20 protein-coding genes are annotated in these 20,955 nt (G+C 33.6%); 5 read left to right on the top strand and 15 right to left on the bottom strand.

Features of this window, described 5'->3' with window-relative positions; genetic code table 11:
* Positions 1 to 12: 12 nt before the first annotated feature.
* The 3 genes from JRC48_RS00695 to JRC48_RS00685 form a co-directional block, all read right to left on the bottom strand.
* Positions 13 to 981, bottom strand: coding sequence for a carbohydrate kinase (locus tag JRC48_RS00695; protein ID WP_235069963.1), 969 nt, complete (start codon positions 979 to 981; stop codon positions 13 to 15).
* A gap of 86 nt (positions 982 to 1,067) precedes the next feature.
* On the bottom strand, positions 1,068 to 2,441 hold the full coding sequence (locus tag JRC48_RS00690; protein WP_235069962.1) for a sucrose-specific PTS transporter subunit IIBC: 1,374 nt from the start codon (positions 2,439 to 2,441) through the stop codon (positions 1,068 to 1,070).
* A 309-nt stretch (positions 2,442 to 2,750) separates the two neighbouring features.
* Positions 2,751 to 3,740, bottom strand: a complete 990-nt coding sequence (locus JRC48_RS00685) for a LacI family DNA-binding transcriptional regulator (protein WP_235069961.1) — start codon at positions 3,738 to 3,740, stop codon at positions 2,751 to 2,753.
* 129 nt (positions 3,741 to 3,869) lie between these two features.
* On the opposite strand from JRC48_RS00685, the gene JRC48_RS00680 reads away from it, so the two are divergent.
* A complete protein-coding gene (locus JRC48_RS00680; RefSeq protein WP_235069960.1) occupies positions 3,870 to 4,292 on the top strand; it encodes an Hsp20/alpha crystallin family protein in 423 nt (140 codons plus the stop codon).
* A gap of 245 nt (positions 4,293 to 4,537) precedes the next feature.
* Here JRC48_RS00680 and cysK read toward each other — a convergent pair whose 3' ends face one another.
* Complete coding sequence (gene cysK, locus JRC48_RS00675) at positions 4,538 to 5,470, bottom strand: cysteine synthase A (RefSeq protein ID WP_235069959.1); 933 nt, start codon at positions 5,468 to 5,470, stop codon at positions 4,538 to 4,540.
* A 556-nt stretch (positions 5,471 to 6,026) separates the two neighbouring features.
* Here cysK and JRC48_RS00670 point away from each other — a divergent pair.
* Positions 6,027 to 7,079 (top strand): lysylphosphatidylglycerol synthase transmembrane domain-containing protein, encoded by a 1,053-nt coding sequence (locus tag JRC48_RS00670; protein ID WP_235069958.1) that lies wholly within the window; start codon positions 6,027 to 6,029, stop codon positions 7,077 to 7,079.
* 72 nt (positions 7,080 to 7,151) lie between these two features.
* Here JRC48_RS00670 and JRC48_RS00665 read toward each other — a convergent pair whose 3' ends face one another.
* The 7 genes from JRC48_RS00665 to JRC48_RS00635 all read right to left on the bottom strand — a co-directional run bounded on the left by JRC48_RS00665 (position 7,152) and on the right by JRC48_RS00635 (position 15,524).
* Positions 7,152 to 7,586: a DUF2871 domain-containing protein gene (locus JRC48_RS00665; RefSeq protein WP_235069957.1), complete on the bottom strand. Its 435-nt coding sequence runs from the start codon at positions 7,584 to 7,586 to the stop codon at positions 7,152 to 7,154.
* An 80-nt stretch (positions 7,587 to 7,666) separates the two neighbouring features.
* A complete protein-coding gene (gene amrS, locus JRC48_RS00660) occupies positions 7,667 to 8,653 on the bottom strand; it encodes an AmmeMemoRadiSam system radical SAM enzyme (RefSeq protein ID WP_235069956.1) in 987 nt (328 codons plus the stop codon).
* 2 nt (positions 8,654 to 8,655) lie between these two features.
* Positions 8,656 to 10,056, bottom strand: a complete 1,401-nt coding sequence (gene amrA / locus JRC48_RS00655) for an AmmeMemoRadiSam system protein A (RefSeq protein ID WP_235069955.1) — start codon at positions 10,054 to 10,056, stop codon at positions 8,656 to 8,658.
* Between the two features lie 203 nt (positions 10,057 to 10,259).
* On the bottom strand, positions 10,260 to 10,712 hold the full coding sequence (locus JRC48_RS00650) for a zinc ribbon domain-containing protein (protein ID WP_235069954.1): 453 nt from the start codon (positions 10,710 to 10,712) through the stop codon (positions 10,260 to 10,262).
* 107 nt (positions 10,713 to 10,819) lie between these two features.
* Entirely contained in the window at positions 10,820 to 11,482 is a 663-nt protein-coding gene (locus JRC48_RS00645) for a DUF6320 domain-containing protein (RefSeq protein ID WP_235069953.1), read from the bottom strand.
* Positions 11,466 to 12,761, bottom strand: a complete 1,296-nt coding sequence (locus JRC48_RS00640) for a hypothetical protein (RefSeq protein ID WP_235069952.1) — start codon at positions 12,759 to 12,761, stop codon at positions 11,466 to 11,468. Before JRC48_RS00640 ends, JRC48_RS00645 begins: the two co-directional genes overlap by 17 nt.
* A 189-nt stretch (positions 12,762 to 12,950) precedes the next feature.
* Positions 12,951 to 15,524, bottom strand: a complete 2,574-nt coding sequence (locus JRC48_RS00635) for an ATP-dependent helicase (protein WP_235069951.1) — start codon at positions 15,522 to 15,524, stop codon at positions 12,951 to 12,953.
* A gap of 122 nt (positions 15,525 to 15,646) precedes the next feature.
* On the opposite strand from JRC48_RS00635, the gene JRC48_RS00630 reads away from it, so the two are divergent.
* A complete protein-coding gene (locus JRC48_RS00630) occupies positions 15,647 to 16,201 on the top strand; it encodes a metal-dependent hydrolase (protein WP_235069950.1) in 555 nt (184 codons plus the stop codon).
* Between the two features lie 23 nt (positions 16,202 to 16,224).
* Here JRC48_RS00630 and JRC48_RS00625 read toward each other — a convergent pair whose 3' ends face one another.
* Positions 16,225 to 16,506: a nucleotide pyrophosphohydrolase gene (locus JRC48_RS00625; protein WP_235069949.1), complete on the bottom strand. Its 282-nt coding sequence runs from the start codon at positions 16,504 to 16,506 to the stop codon at positions 16,225 to 16,227.
* 258 nt (positions 16,507 to 16,764) lie between these two features.
* Here JRC48_RS00625 and JRC48_RS00620 point away from each other — a divergent pair, with 258 nt between their 5' ends.
* Complete coding sequence (locus tag JRC48_RS00620; protein WP_235069948.1) at positions 16,765 to 17,283, top strand: hypothetical protein; 519 nt, start codon at positions 16,765 to 16,767, stop codon at positions 17,281 to 17,283.
* Between the two features lie 4 nt (positions 17,284 to 17,287).
* Here the strand turns inward: JRC48_RS00620 and JRC48_RS00615 are convergent, their stop codons facing one another.
* From JRC48_RS00615 to JRC48_RS00605, 3 genes are all read right to left on the bottom strand, one after another.
* Positions 17,288 to 18,034, bottom strand: coding sequence for a flavodoxin family protein (locus JRC48_RS00615; RefSeq protein WP_235069947.1), 747 nt, complete (start codon positions 18,032 to 18,034; stop codon positions 17,288 to 17,290).
* 437 nt (positions 18,035 to 18,471) lie between these two features.
* A complete protein-coding gene (locus JRC48_RS00610; protein ID WP_235069946.1) occupies positions 18,472 to 18,882 on the bottom strand; it encodes a peptide deformylase in 411 nt (136 codons plus the stop codon).
* Between the two features lie 17 nt (positions 18,883 to 18,899).
* Complete coding sequence (locus JRC48_RS00605; protein ID WP_235069945.1) at positions 18,900 to 19,775, bottom strand: radical SAM/SPASM domain-containing protein; 876 nt, start codon at positions 19,773 to 19,775, stop codon at positions 18,900 to 18,902.
* Positions 19,776 to 20,087: 312 nt separating this feature from the next.
* On the opposite strand from JRC48_RS00605, the gene JRC48_RS00600 reads away from it, so the two are divergent.
* Positions 20,088 to 20,921: a patatin family protein gene (locus tag JRC48_RS00600; RefSeq protein WP_235069944.1), complete on the top strand. Its 834-nt coding sequence runs from the start codon at positions 20,088 to 20,090 to the stop codon at positions 20,919 to 20,921.
* Positions 20,922 to 20,955: the final 34 nt, after the last annotated feature.

The raw sequence follows: 20,955 nt of genomic DNA, 5'->3' as shown, positions 1-20,955 counted from the left end.
ATCCTCCTCAAATTATCGATTCATCATTTCGATAACTGCATCTTTTGTAGGTAAAGCTGCAATTGCACCTTTTTTAGACACTGTTAATGCCGCTGTTGCTGCACTGAATGTCATCATTTCAGTGACTTTTGCTTCATCTAATTGAACTAACTCGTCTAATGTATTAACGGCTTGAGCCACTTGATATAAGAATGATCCAATATATGAATCTCCTGCTCCTGTTGTATCCTCAGCTTTTACTGTAAATGATGGAACAGTCACAACACGTTCTTTTGTGATAAAGTCTGATCCATTTGTTCCTTTTGTATAAATAACAACTTCTACATTTCCAACAAATAATGATTTTAATGCTTCTTGCTCATCTTTAATTCCAGTAATGAATTCTAACTCTTCATCACTAATTTTAACGATATTTGATAATGGTAAAAATTCTAAAATCGCCTGACGACAAGCTTCCGCTGACTCCCATAATGGTAAACGAACATTAGGATCAAAACTAATGATTCCGTTATGTTTTGTCGCATATTCAATCGCTTTTTTATGAGCTTGTTTAATTGGAGCATCAATTAAACTCACTGAACAGAAGTGTAAGATTGACCCATTTTTAAAATCTTCTTCGTGAATTTCGTCTTCCCCTAATAACATATCGGCACTTGGGTTACGATAGAATGAAAAGTCACGCTCTCCGTCTTCTTTTAAAGAAACGAATGCTAAAGCAGTATTCGCTTGATTTGTACGTCCTACACGCGAAACATCAACACCTAGTGGCTTCACTTCTTCTAAGATAGCATCTCCAAATCCATCAACCCCCAGCTTTGTTAACATTTGTGCTTTTCCACCTAGTTTAGCAACTGCTGCCGCTACATTTAAAGGCGCTCCACCTGGGACACGTAAAAATCCCTCCACGTCTTTTAAAGCAATCCCCTTTTGTTGTGGAATGAAATCGATTAATGCTTCTCCAATTGAAATAACTTTTTTCATGATACCGTTCTCCTTTTTTCTATAATACGCAAAAATGAATAACGGAAAGATGATCGATCCATTATTCATTTTTGATGTTTATTTAATTAGTCTTCTTTAATTCCAAGAATATATGTAGCAATGAATGCTCCAACAACTGCAATTGCCATTGCGATTAAATAATTCATCGTTGTTCCTGTTTTAGCGATTGCTAAGGCTGGAAGTCCTGTTACTCCAACTGCTGTAAAGACAACTTTAGAGAATACGATATACGCTCCACCTAAAGCCCCACCAATAGCAGCTCCGATGAATGGACGACCATATTTCATATTAACTCCGAAAATCGCTGCTTCAGTCACACCAAATAAACAGCTAATAGCAGATGGTAAAGCAATGGCTTTTGTTTTTGCATTTTTAGTTAAGAAATAAACAGCTAAAGCAGCTCCACCTTGTGCCACATTTGCCATTGACCAGATTGGTAATAATGAGTTAAATCCAGTGTTTCCAATTAACTCTAATTCAACCGCATGGAAGCTGTGGTGAATTCCTGTAATAACGATTGATGAATATGATCCACCTAATAATAATCCTGCAAAAATACCAAAGTTATTTAAGGCATAAGTAAAGAATGTCGAAATAGCTGAACCAACTGTGTTTGCAATCGGACCAATAACAACTAATGCTAAAAATCCTGTTAATAATACTGTAATTAAAGGTGTTAATAAAATATCTAACATTTTTGGTACCACTTTACGTGTGTACTTTTCAATGTATGACATAACAAAGATGACAATTAAGATAGGTAAAACTGTTCCTTGATATCCAAGTAAAGGCATATCAATTAATCCTAATACATTAACAGTTTCATATCCTGTTCCTGATGTCCAAGCATTTTGTAAAGCAGGGTGAATCATGATTCCCCCGATTGTTGCTGCTAAGTACGGATTACATTTGAATTGTTTTGCTGCCGAAATCGCAATTAAAATCGGTAAGAAGTTAAATGCTGCAGATGAGAACATGTCTAATAACATGAACCACCATTCTCCTGTTAAGTGACCTAATCCAATTTTATCAACAACTCCTAAAATTCCCATTAATAAACCAGCAGCTACGATAGCAGGAATAATTGGAACGAAGATGTTCGATAACATACGACAGAAACGTTGGAATGGATTTAATTTTTCCATTGCTGCATCTTTAACATCAGCTGTACTCATTTCTTGAATTCCAGCAAGTGAAGCTAATTCAGCATAAACGCGATTAACAGTTCCTTGTCCAATGATAATTTGGAATTGTCCCGCTGTTGAGAACACACCTTTAACAACGTCCATTTTTTCAATTTCAGCTTTATTTACTTTTGATTCATCGTTTAAAACTAAACGTAAACGTGTCGCACAGTGTGCAGCACTAGCCACATTATCTTTTCCACCAATGGCTTCAAGAATAACCTTAGCTACTTCAGAATAGTTCGTATTTGCCATAAGATCTAATCCTCCTATTTTCTATTTCAACCCTCTATTATATTGATTCTTTAACAAGGCAATATAACTTTGTTGGATCATATAAATAATAATTAAATTTTACAATGTTATTATTTCCTATGTTTGCTTAACTATAATCAGAAACCTATTAAACCTTTATGCGAGAACGTTCCCACACAGAAGAAAAAAATAAAGGAGCGCTTTCTTTAAAGGTAAAATAAAATTCCTAATTTTTAGGATCAGCTTGTCGAATCTTGAGGGAACGTTCCCACAATTCATAAAAAATAATAACCTTCTTGTCGAAGATTATTATACACTACGCCGTTCCATAAGTCTATAGTTAAAAATAAAATTGCTTTCACAATTTTTAGAACTTAACTTTCCTGCCTTAATCATCTCGGTTAATAACTTAGCACTTTTAGCTCCCATTGTTTGAAAATGATAATGAATCGTTGTTAACGGAGGCGACATATAAGCTGAAATTTTAATATCACCTAATCCCATGACTGCTACATCTTTAGGAATTTGATAGTTATTTTCGTTTAAATATTCCATACATCCGATCGCTAAGTTATCCGTTACTGCAAAGATAGCCGTTGGAGGATGTGGTAAATTCATTAACTTTTCAGTTAAACAAAAGGCACTTTCATGACTAAAGTCACCAATTTGAATGTATTCTTCTTTTATCTGAATTTGATGTTCCTTTAAAGCATCTAGATAACCTTTTTTACGATCAATTCCGACTGCCTCATCGTACTCACCTACTCCAATAAATCCAATGGATTGATGACCTTTATTAATTAAATAATGAATGGCATCCTTAGCGGCATGATAATCATCATGAATAATACAAGGATAGTGTTTTACTTTTTGAGCAATCACAACAATGGGAATGCTTAATTGATCAAATAATTCGTAATGTTTCGGCGTCACTTCAGTTGCCATAAAGATAATTCCATCGACTTGATTTTTAAAAACCTTTAAATAATCCATTTCTTTTTCAATAGATAAGTTAGTATTCCCAATTAAGACTTCATATCCTACTTCGCTTAATTCATTAGTAATTCCCTCAATGACACGTGCAGCTGTTTCCGTACTAATTTTAGGAACAATCACTCCAATTAAATTAGTTTTTTGTAGCCGCATGGCTTGAGCTTGACGCTTTGGAACAAATCCAGTTTCTTCAATGACTTTTTTTATTTTCTCACGAGCTTCTTCACTTACATAACCATTATTTAAGTATCTAGAGACGGTTGATTTAGAAACTCCTGCCAAATCTGCAATTTTAATTATATTCATACGACCACCTTCTTGCTATCAGTTTATCATAATGATTTTATTCGTGCAATCTATCAAAAATGGGTACCCTCGTTAAGAGACGACATATGATATTTTGTATACTTTTTATCTCAGCTAAGGAGGAATCATATGTCTAATTTAATACCAGAAGATCCTCATTCAGTCACACCTTTTAACTTTTTTAACTTATTTAATCAGATGGAAAACCTCATGGTAAATACCTTTCAATCTACTCTTTTACCGATGAATAATACATCATTTACCGATCAAGGTAGCGAATATGTCTTTACACTGACACTTCCAAATCTTAAACGTGAACACATTCAACTTGCTGTTGAAAATCAACATTTAATTTTAACAGTAAAGCAAGTCATTCAAACTCATGAAGAGATTGGCCAATCTTATCAAGCTCATTCATTTTCACAAAGTTTTAACCTTTACGATGTCGATGCTGATCAAATTACAGCTCATTTAAACAACGATACTTTAACGATCAAACTTCCTAAACAAGAAGCAATTGTTGTTAATCATCGTGTCATTAACATTTTATAAACAAAGAAGCCATTTGAAACTATTGCTAATCACTAACTCTCTTACCTTAATAATAAAAAAATGAGACAAAAAGTCTCATTTTTTTATTCTACATATTATCTACAAGTCCAAATTGGCTTTCTATCTCAGAATCAAAGAAATTTATCCCCTAACAAAAAGAACATATCAATTTGTTTTATAAACATTAATGATATAAACTCCCTAAGCCTATAACATCTATTTTTATCGCTCTGTTAGTTCATCCTTTATTCACCGTATAGTCCTGTTGATAAATATCTTTCACCTGTATCTGGGCAAATAACAACAATTCGTTTTCCTTTATTTTCTTCACGTTTAGCGAGCATACTAGCCGCATAAACAGCAGCTCCTGAAGAAACACCAACGAGTAAACCTTCGGTTTGTGCTAATTGACGTGAAGTTTCAATCGCGTCTTCATTCGATACCGTTACAATTTCATCAATGATTTCTTGATTTAAAATAGTTGGAACAAATCCAGCTCCAATCCCTTGAATTTTATGTGATCCCGCTACACCTTTTGATAAAATTGGTGAATTTTCCGGTTCAACGGCTATGATTTTTACGTCTGGATTATATTCCTTTAAGACTTCTCCCACTCCTGTAATCGTTCCACCTGTTCCGATTCCTGCTACAAAAATATCCACTTGACCATCTGTATCATCCCAAATTTCAACGGCTGTTGTTAATCGATGAATCGTTGGATTAGCTGGATTATCAAATTGTTTAAGCATAACAGCATTTTCATTTTCTTTGCATAACTCTTCTGCTTTGGCTATGGCACCTTTCATTCCTAAAGCACCTTCGGTTAAAACAAGTTCTGCTCCTAAAGCTTGAAGTAAGCTACGACGCTCAACACTCATCGTCTCCGGCATCACTAAAATCAATCTATAACCGCTAGATGCAGCAATAAAGGCTAACCCAATTCCAGTATTTCCGCTCGTTGCCTCAACAATCACCGAATCCTTTGTTAAAAGATTTTTATTTTCTGCATCCTTAATCATGCCGTACGCAATTCGATCTTTAACGCTACCTGCTGGATTAAAAAATTCTAGTTTAGCTATAATCTCAGCATCATACCCTATCTTACTTTTATAATTGTTTAATGACAACAACGGTGTGTTCCCAATCAAATCCATTAAATGACTTGCAATATATCCCATACTTTCCCTCCTTCAACTAATAATTAATATATGACTTATTTACCTAATACATGAGTCAATCATCAATTGTTTTACATTTATAACATGAATTTTGTATCATCTTTAAATGAATGATTTTCTTTTTCTATAACATCTCATCATGATCTTATATTCACTCACTTTAAACATTTATCATTTAGATACACGCTTCTTTAAAATTTAAGAAAATCTTAAGATTTGATGAACAAGAATCTTAAGATTTAATCATTATAATGAAGTGAGTCTAGTGTTGCTGATAAACAGTTTAACTTCGATCAAACCTTTTGAATATGATGATGTATCCTTTTCTTTACCATTTATTAAGAATCAGTTTCATTACGAATGAAGCAGTAATATGTTATAATATAATTCATATTCAAAAAAATGGTAAACACTTATCTGCTTCATGAACGCTTCATCTGTCTTATAAGTAGCGACTTTTAAAAAGCTACTTATGAGGAGTTGAAAACTCAAATCTTAAAATCATAGCGATGATTTTATCATTAATATCCATTAAGTCATTTAAAAGGAGCGAACGATGAATAGCAAATCAAAACAATGGCTAAGTCTATTTTTTATGGCCTGCCTCATGCTTATCACGAGTTATTTTATTTTTAAAGATCAGTCACTTTCTAATCTGATTGAAATCGTAAAAAACGTCAATCCTTTCTATATTATATTAGGATTATGTATGATGTTTCTTTTTGTTGGCTGTGAGGCGATGAATACTTTTTCTATTTTACGTGCGCTTGGTCAAAAAGTTTCTTATTTAAAATGTCTTGGTTTTGCCTTTGTTGGATTTTACTTTAGTTCAATTACTCCCTCTTCTAGCGGGGGGCAACCTGCACAAATGTTTTATATGACCAAGGCTAACATCAACCTTTCATATTCTTCATTAAATCTGTTAATTATTACTGTGATTTATCAGATTGTGATGATGCTTTATGGCGGGGTTATGTTTCTTTTAAATCATGAATTTATCTTAACAAATGCTCATGGAATCAAATATTTTTTAATGTTTAGTGTCACGATTAATGTCTTATTAACTGTTGCCATTTTACTAGCCATGTTTTCAAAAAAGTTTATCTATCAACTTATTCATCATGTCACGAAGTGGTTAGCAGCTTTGCATTTATTAAAAGATGTCAATCGCACACGTGAACAGTTAGAATTATTAGTTCAAGAATATACGAAAGGGGCAGAATACATTAAAACACAACCGCTTCTTATGTCAAAAATTTTACTCACAACCACTATTCAGTTAACAGCTAGCTATTTGGTGCCTTACTTCGTCTACAAGGCCTTCTATTTAGATGAGTATACATTGCTCCAAATTCTTTCACTTCAATCATTAGTATCACTAGCCGTCTCTTCCATTCCTTTACCTGGAGCAGTCGGAGCGTCAGAAAATGCATTTATGAGTACCTTTAAGTTATTCTTTGCAAGTAATCTCATTATTCCAGCCATGCTTTTATGTCGCGGAATTAGCTTTTATGCTTTTTTAGTGATCAGCGGAATGATTTCAATGATTGTTCATTTCACCTTAACAAAAGAACAAAAACCATCCTCTAAACCGATGATTTCTATCTAAAAACATTATTCCTATTCATAGATTCTCTCACTTTTTAATTAACGGATGTATAAAAAACGTCATGAGCCGATATTATTCGCCCATGACGTTTTTTTGATCGATCGTTTGTTTAAGATTAATAAAAAAGACGATTAATCCAATACTTAGCAAAATGTGCCCGATTCCTGAAATCCCTGCAATAGATGCATTAAGACCTTTAGACAGTTGTTCTCCATTAATTTGTAAGAATCCACGAACAGCCATCATCATAACTGTCAACGATAACCCCACGTTATAAAAAATAAAAAAGACATTAAAGTACTTTTGTTTACTTAAGTTTAATGTCACTTCTAAAGCTAAGACGATTAAGAAAAACATCATACCTAATGTAAATAAATGCGTATGTAATAATGATAAGTTCGTCTGTCCTGTAAATCCTGACAGTTTCGTATATTCACGATAAACAACCCCAACGACTAAGGCTAGAACCGTATAAATAAACGCAGTATTTGATAACTTTTTTAACATCATCTCTCATCTCCTCTTTTATTAACAGGAGATATTTTACATCCACTGATAAGATAAGTCAAACAAGATGCTTCATTTAATTAAAGGATGATTGAGATGTCAGATTGACAGCGTGGACAGATGGGTTCACGAATTAAACAATTCACTCTACCACTTTGTCTTTCAACTAAGCGCTCATGACAAGTTGGGCAATAAGTATGCGTATCGATCTCCGCTACATTTCCGATATAAACATAATTCAAATAATTTCTAGCCATTTGAGCTGCCTGCTTCATGACTTCAATATTGGTTTCTTCATTTTTCATTTTGTACCGAGGGAAATAGCGACTTAAATGAAGTGGAATATCTTTATTAACCGTTGCTAAAAACTTTGAAATTTCCTCTACTTCCTTTAATGCATCAAACGCATCTGTCACGAGTAAGGTCGTCACTTCTATATGAACGTGTTCATTTGCTAACTTAATCGTTTCTAAAACAGAATCTAATTTTGCTCCGCAAATTTTTTTATAGTATGAATTCGAATATGCTTTTAAATCGATATTCATCGCATCTACATAAGGTAACAGTTTAAATAACGGTTCCTGATTAATATAGCCATTTGTCACGACGACTACACTCGTTTCCTGATTTAGATGCTTTAACGTCTTGGCTGTTTCATAAACGTACTCATACCACATCATGGGCTCATTATACGTATAAGCAACTCCTGCATTATTCTCAACCCTATCAATGATTGCTTTCAATTGTTCAATCGATAGAACCTCACTTTTAGCGCGTTGTTGTGAAATTTTGTGATTTTGACAAAAATCACATGTCATATTACATCCAAAGCTTCCTAATGAAACGATATTTTTTCCCGGTTTAAAATGATAAAGTGGTTTTTTCTCAATAGGATCTACCGCAGCTGACGTCACTTCGGCATAGTTAATAGCGATTAGCTCATGATCTAAGACGGTACGAACTCGACAAATCCCTGTTTTGCCTTCTGAAATCAGACATTGATGAGGACAAACAAGACACTGGATTTGATCACCCTTTCGCTTAAAAAAAGAAACAGGATAATTCATCTCTAATCACCTTCTGTGTAACGAATGACTTCAAATTTTTGAATCTCAAACTCACCATCGGGATTTATTCCTGCTTTTTGACAAGCAATGGCTACTTGATCTTGAACTGTATAAATTCCTTCTAAGTTAGGTAATAAGACGCCTTTTTTCAATCCTTTACTCACGATAATCCCGTAACGTTTAGGGTCAAGTTCTTCTATCACGGCTTTAGTTGGAGAAAGTAAAAGATCAACTGAAATGTCAAGAGATTTTAGTTCTTCATAATCAACTGGTAAAAAGCGAGGATCTTCTGTTGCCGCAGCAATCGCATTTCGGATAATTTCCGATGCTACGCAATCAGTCGTTGGAAAAATAGTCCCAATACATCCTCTAAGTTGTCCATCTTTTTTTAAGGAAACAAAAACGCCATGCCGATGTGCGACCATAATTTCTGGTAACTCTTCTTTAGCAATCATCGTTTTCGTTTGTGTAAAGTAATCTTCTAAACATCTTCTCGCTAACTCAACATACGGATTTGTCTGATGAGATAACACTTTTTTCATAGGCTTCTCACTTCTTCCTATATATTTTAATGCTTTTGTCCCATTTCCTTTGACATGAAATCTAATGATTCCATATCCGACACCAAATGGACTTTGATAAGACAGAACTTCTCCTCGAATTTCCTTTCCATCTAAAGTACCTAAAAGAATTTTAGTCGAACGTAGACCACATTCTGCCGCTTCTTTAATGAGTTCTGTATCCATATTAAAAATCTCTAACGGTTGATCAGATGAAAGTTTTTGCAAAAACTGACGATCGAACTCCTCACCATAAGGTGAATACGCGTACGGTCCACTTTCGCTTAATTTATGAGATAAATCACCACTTGCAATGACAACAAATTGCCGGTTCAGTTGTTTAGCTACTTGATCAAGTAAAATACCAAATCGATATAGTTCACTATCATCTAAAGGTGCATAGGTGATGTGAACTAACTTATAATCAGTGTAGTACTTATTAATAAAATATAATGGAACTAAGGCCCCGTGATCTAGTTCAAATGGACGGCCGTAGGCTTTTAATACTTCACGATTCACCTCTAAGACTGGTAATCGCTGTTCTTGTGCTAACTGAACTAATAGTTGATTAAATTCACTATCTAAAAGTGCTTGAACACTTAGATCATAACATTGAAAACGTCGAAAATCTCCACTAATTGCTTCACCACTAGACACTGAAATGACATCTGAAAACATCGGACCGTGAGGGGTAATCATAATAATGGTCTCAGGCTTAATACTAGCAATTTCTTGCGCCACCTCATGAAAAGTCAAACTTGTTTCATATAATCTCAGTTCCTCGCCCTTACCGATATTTGGAACAATAATTGGAGGATGAGGCATTAAATAATAACCTTCCAAAACTCCACCTCATTTCTATTTCATCTCTAGTAGTTTATATCGGTTTACTTTTCATATTCATGACTTAACGAGATATCACCCGTTTTTTACGATAAACTTTGAATCTATGATTCATATTTGATTTTCTGACTGTAACCTGGTGAAAAATCGTTTCATTTCTAACAAATAAAAAAGCTGTTGAATGAAATCATTCAGCAGCTTTCTTATAATAGTCCTCCACATTTAATACAACTAGTAGCAAATCCTCCATTTTCCATTCCACAATTAGGACAAATTGTAGAGACGATTGTTTCTCGCTCATCATCTAATCTTTGACCACATGTCGGACAATACGTTGACTCAACTAGGATCTCTGTTTTACATTTTTGACATCGCTTAATTCCCTTTAATTCTTCTACCATCGTTTCATAGCGATTAATCGTTTGTAAACATCCACCAATTCCTTGACATATATCTACAAATACCGAATCAGGTTCTTCTTTATACATTTCATAATATAATTGCCCGAGCTTCATATATAACTTCTTTAATTTTTTTTCCTCATCAGTCATCTGAGCATTGATTTTAGCAATTTCCGCAAGATCTTTTGTTTTTTTCATCGCTTCTTGGCTGGTCTGAGTTACTTTTTTCCCTAATTCCTCAAAAAATGAATTCATAGACTTCCCCCTATTTCAAGTTCTTTAATTGATTTACTTCATTATATTCGTGCAGGATTTTGTTATGTCTTCTTTAACAAAATCTCTTTTATAAAGTAAATACTTAATTAGTAATGAAATTTCTTTTTTAATTCATGAATCATTTGACGATCGGCAAAGAAGAATAAACCAACACAGGTAATAATAGTATAGTAACTTCCAATAAGAGCAACTGTTCGAAATTCAATGATATGAAAATAAATAAACACTAATAAAACGATACCAATGACTCCAAAGATTAATTGATAGATTACTAAATCCGTAAATCGCTTCGTATCAAATAAAATCATGAGCGTGATAGCGGTTGTTCCAATCACCAAAGCGACAGGAAGAATAAATGCTAAAGACCACCCACTATAGCCTAACAAATAATCAACCACGATGGCTAAAACAGATCCTCCTAAAACGTGCATTAACAGATTAGGACCAATATTTCGTTTCACTCTCGATCCTAAAATGGCACTAATGGTTGCGTAAATCGTAGCAGCTGTAATAATAAAAACCCAAGTCCATTGAAACTCTTGAAAAAATCCACTGACAAATGAAAAAGAAATAACAACAATAGCTAAAAAGATAATAAACTTTTTCAATGAAAAGCGACGCTTTTTAGCAAAACGTTCAGGATAATCACGGTCAATTTCAATTTCAATCAAATCCAATAACTGTCCACAAAGCGGACAATGATTTAATTTATTTTGGACGTTCATTTCGCATTTAGAACAATATTTCATGGTTAAATTCCTCATTACATGAGATTGTAATATCAATCCCGTATTTTTTTAAGAAGCGGAAAAAATATCTTTGAATATCAGTTTCCTCTAAAGAAGATGTAAATGTTAAGACGAACTGATCATTGCAAGAAATAACCCCACATCGAATAGGTTGATGAGGTGTCACTGGAATCATGACACGCATGTCTTTCACATATAAACTCATCAATTCAGGTAAGACAATACGTCCGAAATTTGACAACGTCGTTGTCACTCCTTTATCTGCCTCATGATAAATGTGACGCATCACTTTATTTTTAATCGCTAGCGGGACAAAACGAATGAACATATTTTGCTGAGCGCTGACATTGTCATTTATTTTACGCTCAATCACCTCCGGCTGTTGTCCTTCAGCTAATTGATTTGAAACCTCTTGTAAAAGATCCTCAAAAGTTAAATTAACACGAGGAGTGATTGTCACATTGACATTTGAAAAAAAGTTTCTTAATGTATGCGATCCAAATCGTCCTCTTAAATCAATGGGCACGGTGACTGTAATCGGATGCAAATCTTGATTAAACTTATAGTTTTGTTCATAAATTGCATAAATTAAGACAGCACATAAAAAACTTGAAACGGTTACTTCATATTGCTTCACAATCGCAACCACGGATTTGGCTGACATGATGCCGTGAATAACTTTTAATTCTTGAGGTCTTTTTTTTATGCCTGTTATTTTATATGCTGTCGTTGTCTGCGGTATAACTTTTGATGCCAACTCACATTTCACCTTTAAAAAACTGTCTTCCTCCATAGCGGATAAAGAAGCATCATTTGTTTTTTCAAGTAAAGATTCTATCATTGTTTCTGGATGCAGACGTTTAAGATAATGATATAAAATAACTTTTAAAAATTGTACTGCTCCACTTCCATCTGCAAGTGCGTGAAAAACTTCCAAGTGAATCATGTTTTGATAGTAAGTCATATTAAATAGGTAATTATTATTTGTAAACTTTGTCATTTTAGAACAAGGATAGGTATATTCTTTTCGAATTCTTGGCTTTTGTAAGTTCATATCGAAATAATACCAGAAGAATCCACTTCTTAAACGCACACTGAACGTTGGCATTTCTACAAGTGCTGCCTTTACTGCTTGAGATAAAAATTCGGCTTGGATCTCATCAGTCATTTTGACTGAAATTCGAAATACATTTGTTGCCTTTGAACTGGATACGAGTGCGTATAGCTTTGCAACATTATCTAATTTACTCCAGTAAAAAGTTTGAAAATTATCATTCATGCGTCATCTTCCTTATCGTCCTACTCTTAAAGGTAAACTTCTACTCACTTTATCATACACTAATCCCCTATTGAAATCCAGCCATTACATGAAAACGATAGCTGTCTATTTCATAAATGATGATGAAACAACTCTTTATTTAAGTAAAAAAGTCGGAACTCCAATTTCCTTGGAAATAAAATTATTCGTTTAATTGTTGATTGATGTGTATAAAAAGTCGATAAAAGGACTTTTTTCCCTTTCTTTTCTAGCGTTAGTCGATTCTTTGATGTGTCTTGTTAATAATAACGTTTCCTTAGCTCGTGTCATTGCAACATAAAATAAACGACATTCTTCTGCTGGATTACTTCCGATAAATTCAAGAGGAAACGAGTTTCGGTTTAAAAATGGGATAATGACATGATCAAACTCCAACCCTTTTGATTGATGAACAGTAATGACAGCTAACTGATTTTTATCTCTCATCACTTTATCAAATTCACTACTTGATAAAGATAAATGATCAAATAATCTAGTCCATAACTCCCACATTAACATTTGAGGATATTCTGTCAGTTGTTGCTGTTCCATTTGTTTTAAATAAGAAATGGCTTCATGAAGCTTGATCATTTCAACTTCATCCTCACACCATGGTTGTTTTTCTATGATCTGAAACTGTTCAATTAAGGTTAATAAAAACTCTGATGGTTTTTTCTCATTCATCCACTGTTTAATTTGATCTAACTGTTTAATCATTGGAATTAACGTTTTCTCATAATAAGAGATGACATTTTTTCGTTGTTCATGATACATCATCAAACGCGGAATACTTTTTAGCAGTACATCTTTAGTCGCTAAGATATCATCCATTGCATTATGTGTCGGTTCGTGACTGACACCGATAAACGCACTCACTGTATCTAACTTATGATTTTGAAGATCGGGATATAAACGTCGAACAATATCTAATGTATCATAAAATCTAATTTCTTCATCAAAATGTAAGCCAATACGATGCATATGTGATCGAACAATTTTTAAATCATATAAAACATTATGTCCGACTAAAATGGTTCCCTTACTAAATGCTAAAAATTCTTTAAAAACATCTTCTGCTTCTTGACCATTGAGTTGTAAAAATTCATCAGTAAATCCATGAACTGAAGCAGATTCACCAACCGATTTTGAAGGTTTGATAAAACGTTCAAATGATTGAACAAACTCTCCTTCTTTTAATTCAATGGCTGCGATTTGAATGACTTCATCCGTTGTGACATCAAGCCCCGTTGACTCCACATCAAAAATGATCACTCGACCAGATTCCAGTTGTTGTTTTAATAAACCATAAGGTTCTTCATACTCATAGGACTGCTTTAAAAATAGATCATTTAGTCGCATGTCATAAGAATGATATCGTTTTAAATAGGGCGAACTACTCATTGTTTTTAAATCAATTGATTCAAATAATAGCGGTAAAAAACGTTGTAATGAGACGGAATCTAATGGATTCAAAAAAAATCGAACAATGGCTAATAGATCCTTTAAACTTTTTCTTTTAAATAAAGACAATTGATCAATTAAATAACATGAAATCCCCTCAGCATTTAAGAAATTCGCAATTTCAGTATTTTGACGATTCGTTCTTGTTAAAATAACCGTCCGGTTAAGCTCTTCTTTTCGATAATGTTTTAAATGATCCGCAATAAAATCCATTTCTTCTTGTTTAGTGCCAGCTTCAAAAAATACAGGACGTTTTCCTAATATCTCACTTGCGGACTCAATACATTTAGGTGAAAGAATCGGATTAATTAATCCAGCGCGTTTTCCATTTTCTAAGTAATTTGCGCTCATTTGAACAAGTTGTTTCGTCGAACGATAATTAAGCGATAATTCCAAACAAAGTGGATTAAAATCTTCTATGATTTTTGAGCGAATTAAAACAGGATCAGAATCTCTCCATTCATAAATCGTCTGATTAAAATCCCCAAAAGCGCTGAAGTTTGAATTTGATGCTATTTTTTGAATGAGTTGATACTCTATTAAGCTAGTATCTTGTACTTCATCTACAACGACAATCTCAAACTTCAATTGCCATCTCGCCAAACGAGCAGGATGAGTTAAGCACTCACTTGCATATAACAATAAATCATTAAAATCTAAAAGCTTTTGTTCTTGCAAGTGACGTTGATATTGGCGATACAACCACCATCCATGCTCACATAAATAGTTCAGTGTATCACTTCCATTTCTTTGATTTTTTACTGATTGATAAAAACGTAAGGCAAATTTTGATTCATGAAATGAGTTAAGTAATGACTCATCTAATTCCCTTTTATCAATTTGATAAATTTTTAAGGCTTGAACATATTCATATGCTTTTTCTACTGAAACCCCTTGATCCCCAATTAACTGCTTAATCACAAATCTCGCATCTTCTTCATCAATAATCATAAAATCATTAGATAACTTATCCAGTTCTTTGACTTCTTCTTTAATCATTTGATAACAAAGACTATGAAACGTTTTTACACAAACTTCTTTTCCTTGAGGCCCGACTATTTTTATGATTCGATCTTTTAATTCATGACAAGCTTTATTTGTAAAAGTTAAACATAAAATTTGATGAGGTTTGATTCCCTGTTCAATAAATCGAGCAATTCGTAAAGCAATTACGTTCGTTTTCCCTGTTCCCGCTGGAGCCATCACTAAAAGAGATTGAGATAAGCTTTCTACAACTTGTCGTTGAGCTTCATTCAAACATTCAAAGGCTTCACTTAACTTCATTTCACTCACTCCTTTTCCATAATTTTACTAAGTTAATCCAAACAAATATTCGAAACTTTAGGGTATAATATTGGAATATAAGACATTTTTCGACATCTATGAATGATTAGGAGGACTTATCAATGACTGCCGCTACTCATCAACGCGGAGGCCTGCTTTGTGGCCTTATTACTCATCAACTTTTTATTGCACCGTTATATTCTAACGCGAACACTTTCTCTAAACTTTTTATTATTACGCTTTATTGTGTTGCGACAACAATCGGATCACTATTACCTGACATTGATATGCGAAGTTCTCAAATTGGAAAACTTTTTCCTTTTCCATCCAAATTTATTGCATCTCACTTCAAACATCGAACGATTACGCATAGTCTTTTATCTATTGCCTTTTTCTTTATCTTAATGTCCTTCGCTCCCTTATTAAACGTTGGACAAGAGTTTTATATTATTTTAGTCTGTGGCTTAATGGTCGGTCATACCTCTCACATTGTACTAGACTTATTTACTCATCAAGGCGTATGTCTCTTTTACCCTTGTAAAACAAAAATTAAATTAGCTAACTTTAAAACAGGTGCGAAAGGTGAACGCTTCATTAATCATGCCCTTTTAATTAGTACCGTTCTTTACTTCTTATATGAAACCTATACTGTTATGGTTTACGCCTTTCAACCATAATAAAAACCATGATTAAATGGTTTTTATTTTTCAATTGGATACTTTAAAGCATTCTTTTCTAACTTTTCAAAAATAATTTGTTTAGCATTCACTCCTAATATATCCACCATTTGTAGGCAATAAATTAAAACATCGGCTAATTCTTCATTCACATGAGTAAAATCAGTTTCTTGATTCCATTGAAAACATTCTAGTAATTCTGCCGCTTCAATGGAAATAGATTTTGCTAAGTTTTCAGGTGTATGATATGGCTTCCAGCCACGTTCATCTCGAAATTTTAAAATTTTGTTCATCGTTTCTTGCATGATTGATCCTCTTTTCTAAATCTTAAATATTGACTTTTTATCTCTTTAACATCATGAGATACAAATGATGATTTTATTAATAGAACGACAGCAGTGCATGCCCTCATGTAATCTTATCTTAGTCAATCGATAACTTAAATACTAAAATAAATCATCATTTATTTTATCATATATCAGGCAACTAGATACACGACCTTCCTTTTTATTCTTTATCTCATATGATATTAAAGAGAACTTTCAAGCTAGGATGATATCTATATGAAACGATGCAAAAATAAACCTACTCTCATGAACCAACTGAAACATGAATGGTGCGAATTAGACTTATTTTCTAAATCAGGCTTAATAATCAGTGTGCTACTATTAGTCGAATTAATCTTTACCATCTTTTTTGAACCAATGACACATCGAGCCTCTATTACAGCTACTTTTAGCACCAGTCTTTCTAGTATTTTAGGATATATTATTGGAATGAATATTCCACACCCTACTAAAGATCAAACTAATTCTCAAATAGATAAATCGACAGAAACTGAGGAAAACGAAACACTACCAATACCTAAGACTGAATTTCTCTTACAAAAAGAGCCACCTTACTTAAGAGGAGCTTATATTCGTATCGTATTCGCAACCTTTGTTTGTATTACCTGTTTAATTACCTTGTTTGTTGCTAATCTAACGAATCATGTAACAAATAATGATGGAATTACACAGCTCGGTCATCTTGTTTCTACAACCATTGGTTTCTTAATTTCAGGAATTAGTCATCATCGTTAAGGCCTTAATCTTTTGAGGTCTTTTTTTGATTCTTCATTCCACGACTTAATAGCTTAAAAAATGACTGACCAACTAACTTTTGATACCAGGCAACTTGACTTCCTTCATAGTATACAGCATCCAGCCAGCGGTGTTCTTTCCAATAAGATTGATCACGAGGAAGGGCATAAAAAGCTAATGCTTTTTGAACTTGAAAAGTAATCACCTGATTCATATCAGGTTTCCAAGGTCTTTGTTGATGAATTGCTTGAATAAAAGCTTCAAGCTCTTTTTCAGTCACCCCAACATCCCAACTTCGCACCGTTCTAAAAATTTCACCACAGCTTCGACATCCCCAAAAAGTAGAAACTTTATTGAGATAAGTTAAAACATCTTTGGCGTATCCCCCTGCGGTAGTTGTCATGAGCAATATAGGCTTTCCTACTAAAGCTGGGCGATGATACCAGCGACAAGTTCGATCAATGAATCGCTTAAGCTGTCCGCTAACACCTGCCATATAAACGGGTGAAGTTAAAATTAATCCATCTGCTTCCTGCATTCGATTTAAGACGTCTGTGACCTCATCTTTTACGGGACACTTGTCCGTTAAAATACAGGCATCACATCCGCGACAATCTCTAATATTTAAATCTGCTAAATGAACAATTTCTAGCTCAATTTCAGCATCTTTTAGTAACTGTCGCGTTGACTCAATGAGCTTATAAGTATTCTTTTTTCTTCCACTACTTGAAATGGCAATCACTTTTTTCATTCAATCACCTCACTTATCTTCTCTCACCACCATTAATAATAAAGGTGGATAGGAAACATCATCATAAAAAGAAGTAGCGACTGATTTTCATCTATTCATTTACACAATCTTAAATGTATGTTTTCATCGCTCTATATGAATGATATGTGAGATGTTTATTAATTTAATCCTTACTTTCAAAAATCAAACTTATTTTTTCTGCTATTAAGGGAACATCTCTTCTATTTGAGATTTCAAGTTTCAATCATTTCCCAAAGTCTTTATGAAATATAAAAAAACTTATCTGTCAGTTTTCAGATAAGTTTTTTTGTCCATAATAATGGCAGAATTCAATTTTTTTGAATTAAGGTAAATTAGCACAATAAAAAATTTCATACGAAGAACTCCTCTTATTTAACAAAACATCTTTATGCTATGAAAAACAGATGACGTTCACCTTAGATAATAATTCCATTACAGTGATCAATCTCATGTTGAATAATTTGTGCCACAAAACCAGTAAATGTTCCTGTCTGTTTCTTAAACTCTTTATTTAAGTACTCTACAACAATGGTTTCATAACGAGTCGTTTGTCTAACACCAGTTAACGATAAACAGCTTTCCTCAGTCACATAACTTTTTTCTTGTTTTAAGATGACTGGGTTAATCATTGGAACAATCATCTCACCAATCGCAAATACGATGATACGCTTTTTGATGCCGATCATATTTGCAGCCATTCCTACGCAACCATCAAGATTAGCTCTTAACGTATCCATTAAATCTTCAACCACGCCTAAATCTGCTGGTGTCGCTGGTTCCGATTTTTCAGCTAAAAATAAAACATCTTTTATAATTGGTCTAATCATCTTATCTTAGCACTCCTTTAATATCTTTTAGCGTAACCACAACGTTTACAAAGTTCTTCAACCGCACAGCGACGTGAAAAGCCTTCATAAATATTTTGGGCACGTTCACTGTCTAAAATCTGTTGAAGTGGGGTGTTGTAAATATTTCCAAGCGGGATTTTTCCCTCACTATCTAAACAACAAGGAACAACTGTTCCATCTGCTTGAATACCGATGTGATCCCTTAATCCATAACAAAACATCTTTTCACTAATGATTTCTCGATCGAGCGTTGGCCATTCAAATTTTTCTGCCATATTAAGAAAGACTCGATCTTTAATTTTAACATTATGAGTCTGTTGCAAGGTTTCACTTAAGCAAACATCTAAATCAAAGGCTTGCTCAATCAAACGTAAAATTTGTTGATTTAATGAATTTTTGGCTTCTAGTTCCTCTGTACTCATATTCCATAAACGAAGATTACAGTACACGGGTTTAACGGCCTGAATACGTTCAATAAAATTAGCGATTTTTAATAAATAATCTTCTAATGTTTCGTTATTTTGATTAGCTTCAAACGAATGAATGGAGAAGTTAATTTGTCTTAAGGCAGGTGCGTTCATTAACACATCTTCTACTTTATCAATTAAAGTTCCATTTGTTGTTAAATTCACTTGCATTCCCGCTTCATGACTTAATTGTAAGAAGCGTCCTAGTCTTGGGTTTAAAAAAGGTTCCCCTAGTAGGTGAAAATACAAATATTTAGTATACGGTTTAACTTCATTTAATATATGAATGAAATCTGATTCTGTCATAACTCGTCCCTGACGCCCAAGTGTTGCACTTGGACAAAAGTCACACTTTAAGTTACAGCGATTTGTGATTTCAATATATACCTTCTTAAATCGAGGCATGTTTAAAACCTCCTTTTTCTTTAACTCCTCTTCATTTTAACATATGTTTGAAGAACAAGACAAAGTGAAGAATCTATAAATCTGATTTCTTCGACAAAACCACTCTCAATTTGATAAAATTCCTTCCTAAAAATACTACTATGTATCAATACAAGTAAAATTGACATTCATCCTAACACATCAAGGGATTGTGTAGTCTGCCATACGAATTGTAATAGACAATAAAAGGCAAACTATTATTTAGTTAAACATTTTTGTAATATAAAAATAATCTGTTCTTATCTATTCATCTTACTTAAAAGGAGCATTCATATGAAAATCGGTTTAGTTTTAGAAGGTGGCGGTATGCGAGGCCTATATACAAGTGGCGTCTTAGACTACTTTCTCGATCATCAAATTTCTGTTAACTATGTAATTGGAGTTTCAGCGGGTGCTTGTAACGGAATCTCCTATTTATCTAACCAAAAAGGACGAAGCTATCGAGTTAATACCAATTACATTAGCGATAAACGCTATCTCAGTTTATCTAACTTTATTAAAACGAAATCTTTATTCGGTTTAGATTTTATCTTTGATGTCATTCCCCATGAGCTCGATGTATTCGATTATGAAACTTTTTTAAACTCTCCCATTGAGTATAAATTAGGAGTAACCGATGTTTTAACAGGCCGTCCTGTTTACTTTGATAAAACACATCTTGATCACGACAGCACAATTTTAAAAGCCTCTTCATCTATTCCAGTCTTCTCCCCTATTATTGAATATCAAAACGGATTATATTTAGATGGCGGTGCGACCGATTCTATTCCGGTGAAACAGGCACTAGCAGATGGATGTGATCATGTCATTATCGTCTTAACTCGTGATCGAAGTTATATCAAAAAACCAGAAAGCTTTCGATTAATCTATTCTAACGTATTAAAAAAATATCCAAATTTAATTAAAGCACTCGATAATCGACACGTGACATATAATGACACACTTAAATTCATTAAAGAACTCGAGCAACAACAAAAAGCAACGGTGATCGCCCCCACTTCTCCATTAGAAATTGGTCGATTCGAAAAAAATATTAATAAACTTAAAAATATTTACGAACTAGGTTATCTTGATGCTTCTAAAGTAATGGATTCCTTTAAACACTAAAAGGATTGAAAAGTGATCTTTTCAATCCTTTTAT

This window comes from Turicibacter sp. TJ11 (assembly GCF_021497505.1).
GTDB lineage: Bacteria > Bacillota_I > Bacilli_A > MOL361 > Turicibacteraceae > Turicibacter.
This window is presented reverse-complemented; position numbering and strand designations above follow the sequence as displayed.

Excerpts from the sequence above, each read along its gene's own strand:
- amrS (WP_235069956.1), bottom strand. The coding sequence starts at position 8,653 with ATGAATTATCCTGTTTCTTTTTTTAAGCGAAAGGGTGATCAAATCCAG.
- JRC48_RS00615 (WP_235069947.1), bottom strand. The coding sequence starts at position 18,034 with ATGAAAAAAGTGATTGCCATTTCAAGTAGTGGAAGAAAAAAGAATACT.
- JRC48_RS00630 (WP_235069950.1), top strand. The coding sequence starts at position 15,647 with ATGACTGCCGCTACTCATCAACGCGGAGGCCTGCTTTGTGGCCTTATT.
- JRC48_RS00670 (WP_235069958.1), top strand. The coding sequence starts at position 6,027 with ATGAATAGCAAATCAAAACAATGGCTAAGTCTATTTTTTATGGCCTGC.
- JRC48_RS00680 (WP_235069960.1), top strand. The coding sequence starts at position 3,870 with ATGTCTAATTTAATACCAGAAGATCCTCATTCAGTCACACCTTTTAAC.
- JRC48_RS00665 (WP_235069957.1), bottom strand. The coding sequence starts at position 7,586 with ATGTTAAAAAAGTTATCAAATACTGCGTTTATTTATACGGTTCTAGCC.
- cysK (WP_235069959.1), bottom strand. The coding sequence starts at position 5,470 with ATGGGATATATTGCAAGTCATTTAATGGATTTGATTGGGAACACACCG.
- JRC48_RS00640 (WP_235069952.1), bottom strand. The coding sequence starts at position 12,761 with ATGAATGATAATTTTCAAACTTTTTACTGGAGTAAATTAGATAATGTT.
- JRC48_RS00635 (WP_235069951.1), bottom strand. The coding sequence starts at position 15,524 with ATGAAGTTAAGTGAAGCCTTTGAATGTTTGAATGAAGCTCAACGACAA.
- JRC48_RS00695 (WP_235069963.1), bottom strand. The coding sequence starts at position 981 with ATGAAAAAAGTTATTTCAATTGGAGAAGCATTAATCGATTTCATTCCA.
- JRC48_RS00650 (WP_235069954.1), bottom strand. The coding sequence starts at position 10,712 with ATGAATTCATTTTTTGAGGAATTAGGGAAAAAAGTAACTCAGACCAGC.
- JRC48_RS00645 (WP_235069953.1), bottom strand. The coding sequence starts at position 11,482 with ATGAAATATTGTTCTAAATGCGAAATGAACGTCCAAAATAAATTAAAT.
- JRC48_RS00620 (WP_235069948.1), top strand. The coding sequence starts at position 16,765 with ATGAAACGATGCAAAAATAAACCTACTCTCATGAACCAACTGAAACAT.
- JRC48_RS00600 (WP_235069944.1), top strand. The coding sequence starts at position 20,088 with ATGAAAATCGGTTTAGTTTTAGAAGGTGGCGGTATGCGAGGCCTATAT.
- JRC48_RS00685 (WP_235069961.1), bottom strand. The coding sequence starts at position 3,740 with ATGAATATAATTAAAATTGCAGATTTGGCAGGAGTTTCTAAATCAACC.
- JRC48_RS00625 (WP_235069949.1), bottom strand. The coding sequence starts at position 16,506 with ATGCAAGAAACGATGAACAAAATTTTAAAATTTCGAGATGAACGTGGC.
- JRC48_RS00690 (WP_235069962.1), bottom strand. The coding sequence starts at position 2,441 with ATGGCAAATACGAACTATTCTGAAGTAGCTAAGGTTATTCTTGAAGCC.
- JRC48_RS00605 (WP_235069945.1), bottom strand. The coding sequence starts at position 19,775 with ATGCCTCGATTTAAGAAGGTATATATTGAAATCACAAATCGCTGTAAC.
- JRC48_RS00610 (WP_235069946.1), bottom strand. The coding sequence starts at position 18,882 with ATGATTAGACCAATTATAAAAGATGTTTTATTTTTAGCTGAAAAATCG.